Raw genomic sequence first — 15,271 nt, 5'->3', positions numbered from 1 at the left:
CAATGCGCCTTATTAAAAGAGACTATTACCAATAAGCATTAACAGCGAGTACATAAGCCATGAAGTGAGAGGTATTTTTCCCGTACACTGGAAACCACACACCACCTATAACGCCTACATTAGAATTAAAATTATATTCGAGTGCAGGAGCAAGTCCATATTCAACATATTGTTGGGAGCCAATCGCTGCCAAGTCATTATTAACAATATCTAAAATACCATTGAAGCGGCTAGCTTGACCTTCAGAATAATAGCCTTCCATCACGGCAACCCAGTTTTGAGTCAGGGTATACTCAAAAGCCAGATCCACGTTATCCTCAGCACCTGGATTGATTCGGCCACGTGTATTGGCTGTACCTCCAAAGCTATTTACTCCTGTGACATTTACTGAGGATGAGTAGAGTCGAGAGACTATGAAACGAGTACGTAGGTAATGTGAGTCATAGAGTTCCTTTAGGTATTGAAAGTTTGCTGCAATGAGTGTTCGGTAGCTGCCTAATCCTGTGGCATCAGTTCCTAAAAATGCAGGATTTAGCATATCATAGGTTCCAGTAGGAAAGGTTTCCTGAATAAAAAAACGAATGTCAGGGAGCCATTTTGATTTTTTTTGCTCAACTAGTTGCAGTCCCACTCCTACAGAGCTATCCGTAACTCGGTTATAGTGTACCCCGCGTGTGCTGTTAAAGGCATAGGGTACTGAAAGTTGCACATCGAGCCAGTCGGTAAATCCATGAGTCAGGATCGGATTTAAGAGTACGCTGTTAAATAGGGGAGTTCTACGAAATTTTCCGGAACCGTTATATATACCATCGGTTTCTACATCAATACCATACAGTTCAAAGTTGGTGTGGCCACGAGGGACGGTATGGCCTGCTGGTGCTAAGATTGGGCCGGTGAACCATGGGCCTGCATAAGTTATCCCACTCAGCCCTGCACAGAGGAAAAGAACGAATATTTTTACGTAATGTGACATAAGCATCCCTATAATTTTTTTTATTTAGTGAATTGCGATAGCCTGATGAAAAGACTACACATTATCTTAGAAAAAACCGTTTAGCGAGCGGTGCCATTCGATGTTTTTTAAGTAGTGAGTTAGCCTGGGAGTACTTGTTTCGAAGTATATCTATTGCAGGTCTACGGTTCTTTGTGTAGATTAGCCGATTTTTGTCCGTTGGGAAATAGATAATGAATGCAAAAGTCATTTTGCTTGCTGCAAAGCAAAGCACCGTATTACGTGGCCATCCCTGGATTTTTCCTAAAGCTATCGCACGTACTTCTGGGAAGCTTATTACGGGTAATTTAGTCGACATTTATAATGCTGATGAAGAGTTAATTGGAGTCGGTGCTTATAATGAGCACTCTTTATATCGAGTTAGAGTTTTAGCCTTAACTAATGAGAACATTGACCGAACTAATTTTTATACTTTAATTACGCATCGTTTAAAACAAGCTCATCTTGTCAGGCAGTGCTTAAATTTACCGAACGAACAAACAACGGCATATCGTTTCTTCAATAGTGAGGCAGATGGCTTATCTGGGTTAACTATTGATCGGTTTAATCAGGTTTGTGTTGTAGCAAGTTCAGCTTATTGGGTTGAAGCCAATAAGGATGTGATTAGCAAAGCCTTACACGAGCTGTTTCCAAATGATCAAATTATTTGGATGTCACAAGCGAAACCTTTAGGACAAGATGGTTGGAAACAAGTAACTCCTCAAGTGGTGGAGCAGAGTGCACAGGTGCTTGAAGCTGGAGTTATTTACCAAGTTGAGTTTGCCAATGCGCAAAAAACGGGCTTGTTTATTGACCAACGTGAAAATCACCAACGCATTGCTCAATTGGCTAAAGGTAAAAAGTTATTGGATTTGTATAGTTACACTGGTGGTTTTGCTCTACACGCGGCTAAAGCTGGGGCTGCTAAAGTAACTGCAGTTGACAGTTCGGCTCAAGCAATCGCACAGGGGGTTAATAATGCTGCGTTAAATGGTTTGACTGATATCGAGTTTATTGAAGCTGACGCCCGAGATTATCTAATGAAAGCAGGGGAGTATGACATTGTTGTACTTGACCCACCTAAGTTAGTCCCATCCCAACAACACGTTCAGCGTGCAAAAAATTATTATCGATTTTTGCATCGCGAAGTGTTCAAGCACATGAACTCAGGTTCTTTATTAATGACTTGTAATTGCTCTTCGGCACTTTCATCCCAAGAGTTTTGTTCTTTGGTAAGTGCTCAAGCTGGTGCTGTTGGCAAGCAGGCGCGTGTTTTAGGCGTTTATGGTCCTGCAAGCTGCCATCCTACTTTAGCGTCTTTTCCGGAAGGAAATTATTTAACAGCTGTATTATTGGCGGTAGTCTAGAGTTGTAGCCCGTATTAGCGCAGCGTAATACGGGCTATGACTCCTAGTGTCTAATATTGTGAGTCAAGATCAGAAAAAGGTTTTTCTTAAGCAATAAAAAGTACACAGCTGAGAGATATTAGGTATGAACAGTCCTATCTCGATTTTTTAAACATTCTAAAACATCATAAAAACTCAACTCACTGGCTTTTAAAAGAACCAACAAATGGAATATTAGGTCCGCACTTTCATTAATAAACTCTTCATTATCCTGGTTCACGGCAGCTATCACAGTTTCAACTGCTTCTTCACCAACTTTTTGTGCACAGCGGCTAATACCCGAATCTAACAATTTTGCGGTATAGCTATTTTCATCTTGCATCTCTGCACGCTCATTAATGATATCAACTAAATCGCCCATAAAACTCAATGCACTGTTGCAGTCGGGTTGATAGCAACTGTTAAAACCTAAATGGCAGGCTGGGCCTTTGGGCAGTACCAAGATTAATAGGCTGTCACTGTCACAGTCCGTACTAATTTGTTGGACGGACATGGTGTTGCCTGAAGTTTCACCTTTACGCCACAATCGTTTGCGACTTCGGCTATATAGCGTAAGTTGGCCTGTTGTGATGGTAGCAATTAATGCTTCTTCACTCATGTAGCCGAGCATCAACACTGTACCTGTTTCCGCATTTTGGATAATTGCAGGTAATAAACCATTCATTTTTTGCCAATCTAGGGCGCTAATTTCCAATTGATTCATAATCTTACCTCAATATTTCGTTGCTTAAGTGCTGATTTAACTTCATTAATGGTGTGTGTTTTGTCATGAAAAATACTGGCAGCTAAAGCGCCACTAACTTCTGATTGTATAAATACCTCGGTGAAATGTTCTAGAGCGCCTGCACCTCCAGAAGCAATGAGAGGGACCTGGCATAAAGAACGCATTTCGCGTAATTGCTCTATATCATAACCAGAGCGTACTCCATCGGATTGCATGCAATTTAATACAATTTCTCCTGCTCCACGCTTTTGCACTTCCTCTATCCACTCGCGGGTTTTGCGTTTCGAGTTCAATGTTTTGCCCTCATCGCCAGTGTATTGGTAAACATAATAATCATCTTCAATCCATTGACTATCAATACCAACAACAATGCATTGAGCACCAAATTGTCGACTTAACTCATTAATTAAATCAGGGCTTTCTAACGCAGGGCTGTTAATTGATACTTTATCTGCTCCAGCATTTAAAATGGATTTTGCCTGATTACATGAACGAATTCCACCGGCAACGGTAAATGGAATATTAATTGTTGCGGCAACCTGGTTCACCCAGGTTGGGCAAACAGCCCGTTGTTCTGCGCTGGCAGTAATATCGTAAAACACGAGCTCATCTGCTCCGGCTTCAGAATAGTAGGTGGCTAATTCCAAGATATCACCAATAATGCGGTGATTACGAAATTTTACGCCTTTAACCACTTGGTTATCGCGCACATCAAGGCAGGGAATAATTCGTTTGGTTAACATAATTCGTACTCCTGGAGGCTCTGGGCTAAATCAATGGTACCTTGATATAAGGACAAGCCTAATATTGCGCCTGCGATACCTAACTTATCTAAAGTGGCGAGATCCTCTTGATTACGAATACCACCTGAGGCTTGCCAAGCTATATTCGGAAAACGTTCTACGGCTTCTTTATAGAGCTGGAAACTTGGCCCTTGCATCATGCCATCACAGGCGATGTCTGTGCATAGAATTTGTTGGATACCTAGTTGTTGGTAGTAAGCGACAACATCCCACAAATTGTTGTTTGACGCTTCTTTCCAGCCATGGGTCGCAGGAATTGGTACACCATTGGTAATCCGGACATCTAAGGCCAGAATAATATTTTCAGGACCAATTTCAGTACTAATTTCAGTGGTGAGATTGCAGTTTGTTAAAGCAATACTACCTAGCACTAAGTTAGAAATACCAGCAGCATAACAGGCTCGTGCTTGTTCTAAAGAGCGAATTCCACCACCTGCTTGAACTCTAACTCCTGTATTTTGCATAGCGCAAACTAAGGGAAGTTGCTGCATACTGCCCGTTTGAGCGCCATCTAAATCAACAACGTGTAAGCGCTTGGCTCCTAATTGAGCAAAATATGCAGCGCGATCAACAGGTGATACATCAAATGAAGTCACCTGATCAAATTGTCCTTGTTTGAGACGTACACAACGGCCATTTTGTAAATCAATTGCTGGAATAAGAATCATACAGCCTCCAGTTCTAAAAAGTTTTTAAGCAAGATCATTCCCGTTTGGGCCGATTTTTCGGGATGAAATTGCATTCCCCAAACGTTATCTTTATTAACAATGGCGGTAAATGGCTCACTGTATTCACAGTGAGCTATGGCATATTCTGAGCTACATAGGGCATAACTGTGAACAAAATAGACGTAAGCTTGTTTACTTAAGTCACGTTGCAATGGTGAATCTTGGCACCATTGCAGTTGATTCCACCCCATGTGTGGTACAGGAAAGTCATTTTTTTGCACTAAACGCTTTACTCTGCCGGGAATTAAACCCAAACACTTAACTCCAGCTTCTTCACTGAAATCCAATAATAATTGCATGCCTAGGCAAATCCCTAGCAGTGGTTGGGTTAATGATTTGAGTACCTCTACCAAGTCATGTCTTTGCAAGGAGTTCATGCCATAATTTGCAGTACCCACTCCTGGAAGAATCACATGGCTGGCATTACGGATTTGTTGGGCATCATGGGTTAATACATAATCAAATCCCAATCTACTTAAAGCATTTCCGAGAGAGGCCAGGTTATTGCCGCTGACATCAATTACCGCAATCATAAAATCCCCTTGGTGGATGGCATGGAATTATTTGTTTTCGTGCACGCTTGCCGCAATGCTCTTCCTAATGATTTAAAGCAGGCTTCAATCATGTGGTGGTGGTTTTTACCATTGACTTCCAGGTGTATTGTAGCTCCTAGCGCACAAGCGAGGGACTGAAAGAAATGGGGCACCATTTCAGTTGCCATTCCGCCAACAAATTCGCGCGTAAATTCAGCTTTAAAATCACAAAAGCCGCGCCCACTAATATCTATGGCAATGGAGGCGAGTGACTCGTCCATCGGCAGGGTAAAGCCATAGCGATTAATGCCCCATTTGTCAGCTAATGCCTCTTTTAATGCTTCCCCTAAAGCAATCGCTGTATCCTCTATTAAATGGTGATCATCGACTTCAATATCGCCTATAGCTTCTACGGCCAGATTAAATCCACCGTGTTTGGCGATTTGTTCTAGCATGTGGTTAAAAAAGGGCAGTGGCGTTGCAATGGAGCCTTTTTGATCTTCGTCTAAGACTACCGTTAAGCTGATCTCGGTTTCCTTGGTTTTTCTTTGTATCGTTGCAGAACGCCTTTGATTTAAAATTGCTTGTGTAATTTGCGTCCAGCCATGTTCTTCAGAAACCGGTAAAAATTTAATACCTAAATTACCCGCTAATTCGCGGTCTGTATCGCGATCGCCAATAACCCATGAGAACGGCAGACTAATCGCGGTTTCTTTCATAAATTGGTCGAGCAAGCCGGTTTTTGGCTTACGACAGAGGCAATTATCTTCTGGCATGTGCGGGCAAACAAAAATACTGTCAAAGAATATTCCCTGAGATGAAAACAAATCCAAGGTAAATTCGTGGCAAATACTAAAATCCTCTTCAGGAAATGAGTTTGTACCAATTCCATTTTGATTGCTGACCATGATGAAACGAAATCCTGCTTCTTTTAATTGCAGAAGTGCTGGGATTACCCCAGGGGTTAATTTAATTTTATCTAATGAATCCACTTGGTAATCAAATGGTTCTTCAATTAAGGTACCGTCACGATCAATAAATAATATTTTTTGCATGTTACAACCCCGAAATTCTATTTTTAAATGAAGATAAAGCAGTTATTAGGAGCAGATTTTGTTGCTCATCACCCACAGTAATACGTAAGTGATTATGTAAAACTGAATTGGCTGTGAAGCCTCTAATGGTGATGCCTTGTTGATTTAACCAATTAACTAACTCCTTGGCATAAGCTGTTTTCACCAGAATAAAATTGGTTTCTGATGGGTAAACTTTTTCAATCAGCGAATTTGCCGCTAAATCAGCACTGAGTTTCAATCGTGCTTTTTTAATGCGTTCGATTGCTGTAGTAAACCAAGCATCATTGCTGAGTGCTTGCTGTGCTAGGCGCATCACCACGCTGGATAATGGGTAGGGTGCCATAATCTTGTTTAAGGCGTGAATGACCTGCGATTGTGCAATGACGATTCCTAGGCGCAAAGCAGCTAAACCGTATGCTTTAGATAAGGTGCGCAACACAATTAAATTATCAAATTGCGCAATCAAAGAGGTAGCACTTTGACGATTAGCGAACTCAATATAGGCCTCATCGACGACAATAACTGAGCGATTTTTGTATTGCTGGCACAATTTGGCAATGAGTTTTAAATCAATGGCGTTCGCAGTCGGGTTATTGGGACTACACAGCATGATCATTTTGCAATTTTCTTGCCAACAACGGTTAATTTGCTCGAGGTCCAATGCAAAATTATTTGCAGGATCTAAAGGGCACTGAATTATTTGTGCTTGCTGTAATTGCACATAAAATTCATACATAGAAAAAGTTGGGGGAAATTGCATGAATGCATCTTGTCCTGCGTTTAAAAATAAACGTACCAGCAGATCAATACCATCATCAGAGCCCCGAGTTAATACTAATTGATCCGATTCTATTTGATAGAGTTGAGCTAATTGCTCTTGCAGCTGTGTTTTATACTCGGCTTCAGGATAAAAATTCAAATCAATAGAATCTGCATTGATTGATGACCATGGTAATTCATTAGCGTGCAGTCTATTTTTTATTTGCTCGGAGCCAGCAATGTATGTCGGAATTTCCAATAGCTCCGGTCGTATTAAATTAAGTATGGACATTTAAACCTCCAGGGAATTAAGCCTAATTTCTACTGCATTCGCGTGTGCGCTTAATCCTTCAATTTGTGCTAAGGTAATTGCGGCTGCTCCCAAATTTTTAATGCCTTCCTGGTCAATTGTTTGCACGCTAAAACGAGTTAAAAAATCTGCGGTACTAAGGCCATTATGATTTCTAGCAAAACCATTTGTAGGTAATACGTGATTGGAGCCAGTTACGTAATCGCCTAAAGTTTCTGCCGCCCATGAGCCTAGGAATACTGTGCCTGCTGCATTGATTTGCTCGACCCAAGTGTCAGCATCCTGGCGGTTAATAATTAAGTGTTCTGGTGCATAGCTATTAATAATACGAAGTTGCTCATCCCGTTGCTTACATAAAATGATGAAGCTATTCACCAATGATTCTTTAATAATTTGTGTACGTGTTAAGGTGTTAAGTTGCACTTCTAATTGTTGATTCACCTGTTGGGCTAGAAGCTCGCTCTCACAAATTAAGATGACTTGAGAATCAATGCCATGTTCTGCTTGGGCTAATAGATCCGCCGCAATAAAGGCAGGATTTGCTGCATTATCTGCAATAATCATTACTTCTGATGGTCCGGCAGGCATGTCGATTGCGGCTCCTGCAGGATCGCTGGCAACTAAAGTTTTGGCTTCAGTAACGTAACGGTTTCCAGGACCAAAAATTTTATCAACTTTGATAACGCTTTCAGTCCCATAAGCCATGGCAGCAATCGCTTGGGCTCCCCCTAAGGTGTAGATAGTATCTATACCACATAAGCGTGCTGCGACTAGTAAGTGTTCATTGATACTGCCGTTTGCATCTGGAGGAGTACAAAATACTTTAATTGGGCATCCTGCGACTAATGCCGGTACGGCTTGCATTAGTAAGGAAGAAACGAGCGGTGTTTTATTTCCCCCGGGAACATATAAGCCAACACGTTGAATGGGGCGATAGACCGTTTGGATGTTTACTCCATTTGTGGTGCTAATGCTTTTGCTCTCAGGTAAAAGAGATTGGTGGTAGCGAGTAATAGTTTCGATGGCTGTATTTAATGCTGTTAAAGCGGATTGACTTACCCGAGCATACTGAATTTGTTCCATAGGTACTTGTAGCTTATCCAATGCAATTCCATCAAATTTTTGGGTTAATTCAATAAGTGTTTTGTCACCAAAGGTTTGTACTTGTTTCAAGATGTCTAAAACCCCATTTTTAGCACTTGTGGCCTGTGTGGGGCGTGATAAAACTAATTTTTTTCCTGTCTCAGAAAGCGATTCCCAGTTTGTAATTGTTAACATCATCGTTACTCCAACATCTTTTCTATTGGTAAAACCAGAATGGAACTGGCTCCTAATTCTTGGATGGTTTCCAGGGTATTCCAAAAGACTCGTTCACTGGAAACGACATGCACCGCTACCTTATCTTGGCTACCTGGTAAGGGGAGAATCGTTGGTGATTCAGCACCGGGTAATTTTTCTGCGATGCGCTCTAGAGCGGATTTAGGTGCATGAAAGACAATGTATTTGCGTTCTTGCGCTTGTTGCACGGATTGAATACGGCGAGCCAGCATGTCAAATAAATCTTGAAATTGGGGCGGGCAATCGAGCTCGCTTTGGATTAAGACAGCCTGGCTTTGGAGTAGTGTATCTACTTCATAAAGCTTATTGTCTTCTAGGGTTTGTCCACTGGAGACCAAATCGCAAATGACATCGGCCATGCTCATGCGTGGAGCTACTTCAATAGAGCCTGACAAAACCAGAATTTCGGCACAAATTTTTCGTTCCTGTAAGTATTGATTCAGGAGGTTTGGATAACTGGTTGCAATTCGTTTACCTTCTAAACTGCCTGGGCCTTGATAGTCAAAAACTTCAGGGACAGCAAGCGATAAGCGGCAGGTACAACTTCCTAGTTTTGCGGTTGTTTTAAATGATTTGCCTGGATTCGCTAGTGAGGATTCAAATAAGACATTTTCCCCAACAATTCCACCATCGCAAAGTCCATCAAAAACCAGAGTTGGAATGTCATCATCACGGACGAATAACAAATCAATAGGAAAATTATCTACATGAGTGAGTAGGGCATTGGGCTTGATACGAAACTTTAAGCCACAACGTTGTAACAGATTCAGCGATTCTTCCGATAAGCGCCCCTTTTTTTGTAATGCTAAACGTAAACGATTTTTCACAGTAACTCCGATCGATTCGCGACTAGTTCATAACCGCCTGTACCAAAACTTAAACAGCGTGCAACTCGAGTAATGGTTGTAACACTGACCCCGGTTTGTTCATGTATGGTGCGATAGGGAATACCTTGTCGCAGAAGGGGAACCACCTGCCAACGATCCGCCATTGCTTCTAATTCAGCAGGTGTGCATAGATCTGTAAAAAATTGTAGGGCTTCCTCTTTATTTTCCAGCAGACTAATTGCATGCATTAAATCAGGAAGAGCAGAATGTTTTATGGTAGTATGTGTTTTCATAATAATGTATTAACGTAGTGTAACATTGTTGCAATGTTAGAGAAGAATTGATGGCCTGTCAAGAGACGCTGTTGTTAAGTTATGGGTGGTTGGGCCGATGGCCGACATTGCGTGCGAGTGTAGTACGATGCGTATGTTGGGCCATGCGCCCAACATACGCGAAGCAAGCGGTAGAAATACGGGCGAGATTTTGGTTTTTAACAACCATAAATTTTTTGATATTCTTCCAATTTCTTCACTTGTTCCAATTCATTGGCTTCTTTTAAATAATCAATCAAATCAAACAAGTTAATAATGGAGTAGACGTGAATGCCCTGAGCTTTAATTTCAGACAGGGTAGATTCATGCGTTAGTCCGCGTTCACAACGATCGAGTGCGATGATTACTCCAGTGAGATTTCCACCATGTTCTTTAATTAATCCTTGAGATTCACGAAAAGCGGTTCCTGCGGTGATTACATCATCAACAATAATGGTATTGCCTGTTAATGGCGCTCCAATTAATTTACCTCCTTCACCATGATCTTTCGCTTCTTTGCGATTAAAGGTCACCGTGGTTTCTTTACCTAATTCTGATAAGGCAACGGCTGTTGCAGTGGCTAGAGGTAAGCCTTTATAAGCAGGGCCAAACAAATGTTCGAATTCCGCCTTATGCTCTAATAAGGTTTGGGCATAAAATTGACCAAGCTGACGAAGTGCACTGCCTTGATAGAATAATCCAGCATTAAAAAAGTACGGACTTGTTCTACCCGACTTTAAAGTAAACTCGCCAAATTTTAAAACTTGGCAATCAAGCGCTAATTTTATAAAAGATGATTTTGTATGATTCATAGTGGTTTTCCAATGGCACAAAAAGAGGTTAATTATATTGAATTTAATAAAAAAATCTTAACAATACCTAAAAAACTGTTATGCTAATCTGGCTGTACGAAATTACGAGTACAGAGTAAATGTTTATTATAACGCAGTTCTCTTTAGTGAGTTAACTTTTTACCACTTGGGCTTGCGTGACAATAAGCATAAATAAGTAAAAAGTTTAAAGACAAAGGGGATACTAATGTCACAGAGAGAGACAGGCCATGTAAAATGGTTTAATGAAAAAAAGGGATTTGGGTTTATTATTAATCAGCAAGGTGATGACATTTTTGTACATTATAAAGATATACAAGGTGTAGGTTTTAAAACTTTGCACGAAAACGATCCAGTAACCTTTGTTCTTGATAAAGGGCCTAAAGGCTTAAAAGCTCAAGACGTTGCATTAATTACTGAAGCAGAGTAAGTAAAAAACCGATTACATCATTAGCTATCGCCGAGCATTTTTTCAGCATAGGCGGAGGTTCGGTTTTAATGTTAGGTTAGTTATCCTAAATTAGGGTCGTCCTTTCGCTTTTGCCTTTTTGTCTATAGCATGCCTAATTGTGGTTGTTGAGCCTGTGGTTGTGGTTTAGGTTCTGAGATTGCTTGTTTTAAAAGTATCAGCTCTTCATCTAATCTGTCTATTGCTTCCTGCCGTAGTTCTTGCTGGGGTAATTGTTTATGTAGTTTTTTAAATAAATTTACTTGATGTTGTTCTAATCCCGAATTGCTAAAGTTTTGTTGATCAAGCTCAAGCAAATTCTGATTAAACCCCTCAATTAAGTTATCTGGAGGAGATACAATTCCTTGTTTTAGAATATCAGAAATTCCTTCAGCATAGCTCCTCAATAACTTACATTGCTGTTTATTTGGATGCGCTGTGCGATAAAAAAATGACCTCGATTCGTCAATAGAGACTTTTATGAATTTATCCGCGAGCACGTTGCATCGATCATTGATAATTTCTAATTGTGCTGGTGAAAATTCTTTATTTGCAACCCAGTTTTTTACTTCATTAATGCATGCAAACCAATGATTAAACTCCACATAGTTACCAATAAGATTTTCATAAGGATGAATTTTCTCTATACACTCTTTAAATACATCTAAGTTTGTATCATCAAAAACTAAGATTTTTGCCAAAGGCTTTTTAAATGAAATGAGTGCATCTCGTGTAAGTTGTTTTTGAGTAGCCAGCCACTGAATGAATTCTTCTTGAGGTTTTTCCCCTAAACATATGCCAATGCGTAAAAAGCCCGTTAAATCTTGTCCATTGAATTGAGTTATTTTCTCTCTAAGTTGATTATATCCATGGCGAATTATTTCAAGATGTTCGGGGCGAACGGTATTCGTTTTGAATAGATCAGCAATGGAGCGACTCAATTTAAATACATTCGCTTGCTGTTCCATTTGATCTCGAAGAGTATCTAATAAAAATTGATCAACCTGAGCCAATGTATTTTCATCAGCATTTATGAGCCGTAATGTTTCTCTTAAATTCAAAGCCTTGGATAAGTGATCCATTCGACTAAACGTATCTTTTGGTGCGCACCATTCTAGTATCAATGCATTCACTGATGCGCACGCTATTCTGCTAATCTGTTGTGCCTCCTCTTCGAAAGCAAATTGTTTAGCAAGGCGGTAGGCTTTGATTAATGTGTTGTTCGATAGTTTTATTGGGCTCAACTCATTAAGATCGTTAATTGGAACAAAGCGAAATGCATTGTTTTCGATAATAAGATCATTTGTAAAAGATGATTCCTGCGCAGATTGAATAAAATTACGAAGCTCTTCTTTTATTTTTTTAGTGCTTAATGCTTGTAGTTCGGTACTGTGATTTAGGGGAATGAAATATTCATTTGAAAATACGGATAATTCATTATTATTAAGTTTTTCCCATAATTCTGCTTCATGTTCAGCAATAAGCCGCTCTTTTTCTTTTTCAATAGCTAATGAAATGGTGTCTCTTAGTTCAGAAGGATAATTTAAGTCAGCGGGTTGATTTATTTTGGCAAGGGAGTTCTCTTTATATTTATACATGCTAAGCAATTTAATTTCATCAACACTCATGGCATAGAGAGAGCTTTCTTCAAGAGTCCTTAGTTGTTTTTTCATAAAGTCAGAACACATCGTAAGCCACATTTCTATAATATGTTCTTCCGTTAACTCCTTAGGAGCAACTTGTTGGATGCGATTGTTTTGTCCTGAATATTCATAGATAGGTAAAGTTTTATTTGCACCGAATCGCTCTAAAAAAAGCGCCAAGCCTTGAGTTTCTCCATGCTCTAAGATAAACGCTGTTTTGGTGGACTCATATTGTTGTTCATATTGTTGTTGTAAATAAATAGCTTGTAGCAGTGGTGAAAATGGATGGGATGGCTCAGGATCATCATAAGCAATTTCGTTAGCGATTACGGGATCATTAGTATAAAAAATAGCATCATAATGATTTATATCGTACAAAATTTCAGGATAGTTTGAGGTTGGTGTATTGGCTCTACCAAATAAACCAATCTTCATTTTCCCAATTAATCCAGTATATTCCTGTTCTAATAAGGACGCTGTTTGTCTGTATTCCTTTTCTTGTAGGTGAGCTAATTTTTTTTTGCTTCCCCGACCACTATCAAAATCCTCAGAAGAAATTTTTCTAATGCTTGCTACATCAGGATTAAAAATTAACATCCCTGCGGAGGGATAAACGCCACTGCCATACCCTAGTATAGATACGGAGCGTAGGGGGTTATTATGTTGGGGTATGGGTTCAGCTTTTCTTCGTTTGACATTTATAAGACCTGAACGCATGGTTTTACGGATTTCTTTTTCAGCTAAAGTTGCATCTGCATAGGCTTCTTTATGAGGTTTTGCCTTTGGTTTAGCACTCGGTGTTGCAATACCTCGTACTAATATTTGTCCTTCGCGTAAGGCTGCTTTGAGGTTATTTCCTGATAGCTCTGCTGTTTTATCAAAAGGACTTAGATCAATGAAGAGGGATTCTTTTAATTCATCTTTATCCAGTAATCGTCCGTGTAGTGCAAAAATAATTGGGCTCGTGTCTGCATGGAGATCTGCGGTTATACTGGCATAAGCATCCTCATGCTCGTAACGTTTTTTTACGTCTAATTTAAGTTTAATGCGTGAATCGCCTTGAGTATAAATCAGGCCACGGGCTTCCATGATGAATTCTGCCATTTCTTCCAAAGCGATTTCATTACCTGCTTTACTGGCGATTTCTTTATAAAAGTCGAGATAGCGGGCATCAAATTGATTTCGAGCTCTAATAATGTCTAAACAATCGCAATCATGAATGATTTTTTGAAAGATATTTTTTTCTGGAAATGAATGATTTTCATTTTGGGTAAATTGCCAAGAAATTTCGCCATCTTCGTGTTCAAAAAGCTCAAAATAGCCTTTCTCAGGACTGGGATCTTTATTTGCAGTTGCTTCTGCTAAAAATCTCGCTTTTTGGGGCTCGACTCCAAGTACACGGGTTAGGTAATAATATAAAAATATTGCGCTTTCATGATCCCAGCGGTCAACATTCTCATCCTCACGCGCCGAATCATGAAATATTAGTGCGATTTGAATTAATTTAAGATCTTCCTCACTTAAATTTTCGGCTTCTAAATCGCCATGTTTACGATAAAGATTCGCGAAAACTTTAGCGTATACCGCCGCACGGCTCACATGCTCTATTCCATGATAAACACGGGCTAAAGCTTCTTCTTGTGCGCCATAGGGATAATAGTAATTATAAATATTGTTGAATGCCCAACGCACATGCTCCTCAATACCATTTTCCAGTCGAGGTTGGTTTTTCTCTTCAGTATAAAAAATATCTTGAGGCAAATTTTTTCTTGCTAGCAATTCTTCAATATAAGGTACCGCCCATTGTTGTTCTTCTTCATAAGGTTCTTCTTCGCCTGATAATATTTCTATTGGGGAGGGTTCGATAATGCTACTTTCGCGCATGGAAAAATAATTAGAACCCTCATTAAACATCACATTGTTCAGTAGTTCCTGCAGCTTACTTTCAGGAAGTGCATTTGATGCCGGGCCTAAAATAGCCAAAAACTCCAGTTGAGTATTTGCTGTTTCACCTTCTTCTTGGTAGGTGTCACTGTGTTTTAAAGCGGTTAAGTTTGCAATGATTTGTTCGATCAGCACTAGTGTTTCAGGGGAGTTTGACTTGGGTAACGCATCTTTAAAAAATCCCAATAAACCATTTTTTGTGCCGCGTAAGATGGAGTGTAACCAGGATGATTGCTGTTTTTCGGTGTCACTTTTTAATCGTTCTAAAGTTTCTATCAATGCATCAATCGTATCTTTCTGCTCATGGTACTTATGCTCTTGATAGATTTCGATGTATTCATTGTTCATGATCGATCCTTATCAAAACAAGCTCTATATCTAATTAATTTTAGCACAGAGATTGCCTTATTTATGAGCAAATAGACTCAAAAAAACCACTCTTTATTTTATTGCAAGTATAGAGCTACGCAGCAACCCTGGAGTATTGGGAACACGATCCCCGGGATTGTGTCACTTCGTTCGTAATGACGGAGGGGTGGGGGACTCAAACTGCATGTTTACACCTCGTTCTTGCGAGGAGCGAAGTGATGAAGCAATCCA

The 15,271-nt window shown here is 39.9% G+C and carries 14 protein-coding genes; 2 read left to right on the top strand and 12 right to left on the bottom strand.

The window, feature by feature from the left end:
- Nucleotides 1-25: 25 nt before the first annotated feature.
- Nucleotides 26-973 carry a hypothetical protein gene (locus tag J2N86_RS10035; protein ID WP_252579264.1) on the bottom strand — a complete coding sequence of 316 codons (948 nt, stop codon included), beginning with the start codon at nucleotides 971-973 and terminating at the stop codon, nucleotides 26-28.
- Between the two features lie 212 nt (nucleotides 974-1,185).
- Here J2N86_RS10035 and J2N86_RS10030 point away from each other — a divergent pair, with 212 nt between their 5' ends.
- Nucleotides 1,186-2,358: a class I SAM-dependent rRNA methyltransferase gene (locus J2N86_RS10030; protein ID WP_252579263.1), complete on the top strand. Its 1,173-nt coding sequence runs from the start codon at nucleotides 1,186-1,188 to the stop codon at nucleotides 2,356-2,358.
- 118 nt (nucleotides 2,359-2,476) lie between these two features.
- Here J2N86_RS10030 and hisIE read toward each other — a convergent pair whose 3' ends face one another.
- The 10 genes from hisIE to pyrE all read right to left on the bottom strand — a co-directional run bounded on the left by hisIE (nucleotide 2,477) and on the right by pyrE (nucleotide 10,618).
- Nucleotides 2,477-3,100, bottom strand: a complete 624-nt coding sequence (gene hisIE / locus J2N86_RS10025; protein WP_252579262.1) for a bifunctional phosphoribosyl-AMP cyclohydrolase/phosphoribosyl-ATP diphosphatase HisIE — start codon at nucleotides 3,098-3,100, stop codon at nucleotides 2,477-2,479.
- The gene (gene hisF, locus J2N86_RS10020) at nucleotides 3,097-3,864 is read right to left on the bottom strand and encodes an imidazole glycerol phosphate synthase subunit HisF (RefSeq protein ID WP_252579261.1); all 768 of its coding nucleotides are present in this window, start codon (nucleotides 3,862-3,864) and stop codon (nucleotides 3,097-3,099) included. Before hisF ends, hisIE begins: the two co-directional genes overlap by 4 nt.
- Nucleotides 3,858-4,592 carry a 1-(5-phosphoribosyl)-5-[(5-phosphoribosylamino)methylideneamino] imidazole-4-carboxamide isomerase gene (locus J2N86_RS10015; RefSeq protein ID WP_252579259.1) on the bottom strand — a complete coding sequence of 245 codons (735 nt, stop codon included), beginning with the start codon at nucleotides 4,590-4,592 and terminating at the stop codon, nucleotides 3,858-3,860. The genes hisF and J2N86_RS10015 overlap by 7 nt, the downstream gene beginning before the upstream one ends.
- Nucleotides 4,589-5,185: an imidazole glycerol phosphate synthase subunit HisH gene (hisH, locus tag J2N86_RS10010; RefSeq protein WP_252579258.1), complete on the bottom strand. Its 597-nt coding sequence runs from the start codon at nucleotides 5,183-5,185 to the stop codon at nucleotides 4,589-4,591. The genes J2N86_RS10015 and hisH overlap by 4 nt, the downstream gene beginning before the upstream one ends.
- Nucleotides 5,182-6,240 (bottom strand): bifunctional histidinol-phosphatase/imidazoleglycerol-phosphate dehydratase HisB, encoded by a 1,059-nt coding sequence (gene hisB / locus J2N86_RS10005; protein WP_252579256.1) that lies wholly within the window; start codon nucleotides 6,238-6,240, stop codon nucleotides 5,182-5,184. Before hisB ends, hisH begins: the two co-directional genes overlap by 4 nt.
- 1 nt (nucleotide 6,241) lies before the next feature.
- The gene (gene hisC / locus J2N86_RS10000) at nucleotides 6,242-7,312 is read right to left on the bottom strand and encodes a histidinol-phosphate transaminase (protein WP_252579255.1); all 1,071 of its coding nucleotides are present in this window, start codon (nucleotides 7,310-7,312) and stop codon (nucleotides 6,242-6,244) included.
- The gene (hisD, locus tag J2N86_RS09995; RefSeq protein WP_252582439.1) at nucleotides 7,313-8,608 is read right to left on the bottom strand and encodes a histidinol dehydrogenase; all 1,296 of its coding nucleotides are present in this window, start codon (nucleotides 8,606-8,608) and stop codon (nucleotides 7,313-7,315) included.
- Nucleotides 8,609-8,613: 5 nt separating this feature from the next.
- Nucleotides 8,614-9,495, bottom strand: coding sequence for an ATP phosphoribosyltransferase (gene hisG / locus J2N86_RS09990; RefSeq protein WP_252579253.1), 882 nt, complete (start codon nucleotides 9,493-9,495; stop codon nucleotides 8,614-8,616).
- Nucleotides 9,492-9,788 (bottom strand): YerC/YecD family TrpR-related protein, encoded by a 297-nt coding sequence (locus tag J2N86_RS09985; protein WP_252579251.1) that lies wholly within the window; start codon nucleotides 9,786-9,788, stop codon nucleotides 9,492-9,494. The genes hisG and J2N86_RS09985 overlap by 4 nt, the downstream gene beginning before the upstream one ends.
- Nucleotides 9,789-9,985: 197 nt before the next feature.
- Complete coding sequence (gene pyrE, locus J2N86_RS09980; RefSeq protein WP_252579250.1) at nucleotides 9,986-10,618, bottom strand: orotate phosphoribosyltransferase; 633 nt, start codon at nucleotides 10,616-10,618, stop codon at nucleotides 9,986-9,988.
- A gap of 226 nt (nucleotides 10,619-10,844) precedes the next feature.
- Between pyrE and J2N86_RS09975 the strand changes: the two genes are divergently transcribed.
- Nucleotides 10,845-11,066 (top strand): cold-shock protein, encoded by a 222-nt coding sequence (locus J2N86_RS09975; RefSeq protein WP_058535461.1) that lies wholly within the window; start codon nucleotides 10,845-10,847, stop codon nucleotides 11,064-11,066.
- A 122-nt stretch (nucleotides 11,067-11,188) separates the two neighbouring features.
- Here J2N86_RS09975 and J2N86_RS09970 read toward each other — a convergent pair whose 3' ends face one another.
- The gene (locus J2N86_RS09970; RefSeq protein WP_252579249.1) at nucleotides 11,189-15,019 is read right to left on the bottom strand and encodes a SidE phosphodiesterase domain-containing protein; all 3,831 of its coding nucleotides are present in this window, start codon (nucleotides 15,017-15,019) and stop codon (nucleotides 11,189-11,191) included.
- Nucleotides 15,020-15,271: the final 252 nt, after the last annotated feature.

It is taken from the genome of Legionella lytica (assembly GCF_023921225.1).
GTDB lineage: Bacteria > Pseudomonadota > Gammaproteobacteria > Legionellales > Legionellaceae > Legionella > Legionella lytica.
This window is presented reverse-complemented; position numbering and strand designations above follow the sequence as displayed.

What these genes read in the sequence shown, in the direction of transcription:
- J2N86_RS10035 (WP_252579264.1), bottom strand. Translation starts at nt 973, where the DNA reads ATGTCACATTACGTAAAAATATTCGTTCTTTTCCTCTGTGCAGGGCTG.
- J2N86_RS10030 (WP_252579263.1), top strand. Translation starts at nt 1,186, where the DNA reads ATGAATGCAAAAGTCATTTTGCTTGCTGCAAAGCAAAGCACCGTATTA.
- hisIE (WP_252579262.1), bottom strand. Translation starts at nt 3,100, where the DNA reads ATGAATCAATTGGAAATTAGCGCCCTAGATTGGCAAAAAATGAATGGT.
- hisF (WP_252579261.1), bottom strand. Translation starts at nt 3,864, where the DNA reads ATGTTAACCAAACGAATTATTCCCTGCCTTGATGTGCGCGATAACCAA.
- J2N86_RS10015 (WP_252579259.1), bottom strand. Translation starts at nt 4,592, where the DNA reads ATGATTCTTATTCCAGCAATTGATTTACAAAATGGCCGTTGTGTACGT.
- hisH (WP_252579258.1), bottom strand. Translation starts at nt 5,185, where the DNA reads ATGATTGCGGTAATTGATGTCAGCGGCAATAACCTGGCCTCTCTCGGA.
- hisB (WP_252579256.1), bottom strand. Translation starts at nt 6,240, where the DNA reads ATGCAAAAAATATTATTTATTGATCGTGACGGTACCTTAATTGAAGAA.
- hisC (WP_252579255.1), bottom strand. Translation starts at nt 7,312, where the DNA reads ATGTCCATACTTAATTTAATACGACCGGAGCTATTGGAAATTCCGACA.
- hisD (WP_252582439.1), bottom strand. Translation starts at nt 8,608, where the DNA reads ATGTTAACAATTACAAACTGGGAATCGCTTTCTGAGACAGGAAAAAAA.
- J2N86_RS09985 (WP_252579251.1), bottom strand. Translation starts at nt 9,788, where the DNA reads ATGAAAACACATACTACCATAAAACATTCTGCTCTTCCTGATTTAATG.
- pyrE (WP_252579250.1), bottom strand. Translation starts at nt 10,618, where the DNA reads ATGAATCATACAAAATCATCTTTTATAAAATTAGCGCTTGATTGCCAA.
- J2N86_RS09975 (WP_058535461.1), top strand. Translation starts at nt 10,845, where the DNA reads ATGTCACAGAGAGAGACAGGCCATGTAAAATGGTTTAATGAAAAAAAG.
- J2N86_RS09970 (WP_252579249.1), bottom strand. Translation starts at nt 15,019, where the DNA reads ATGAACAATGAATACATCGAAATCTATCAAGAGCATAAGTACCATGAG.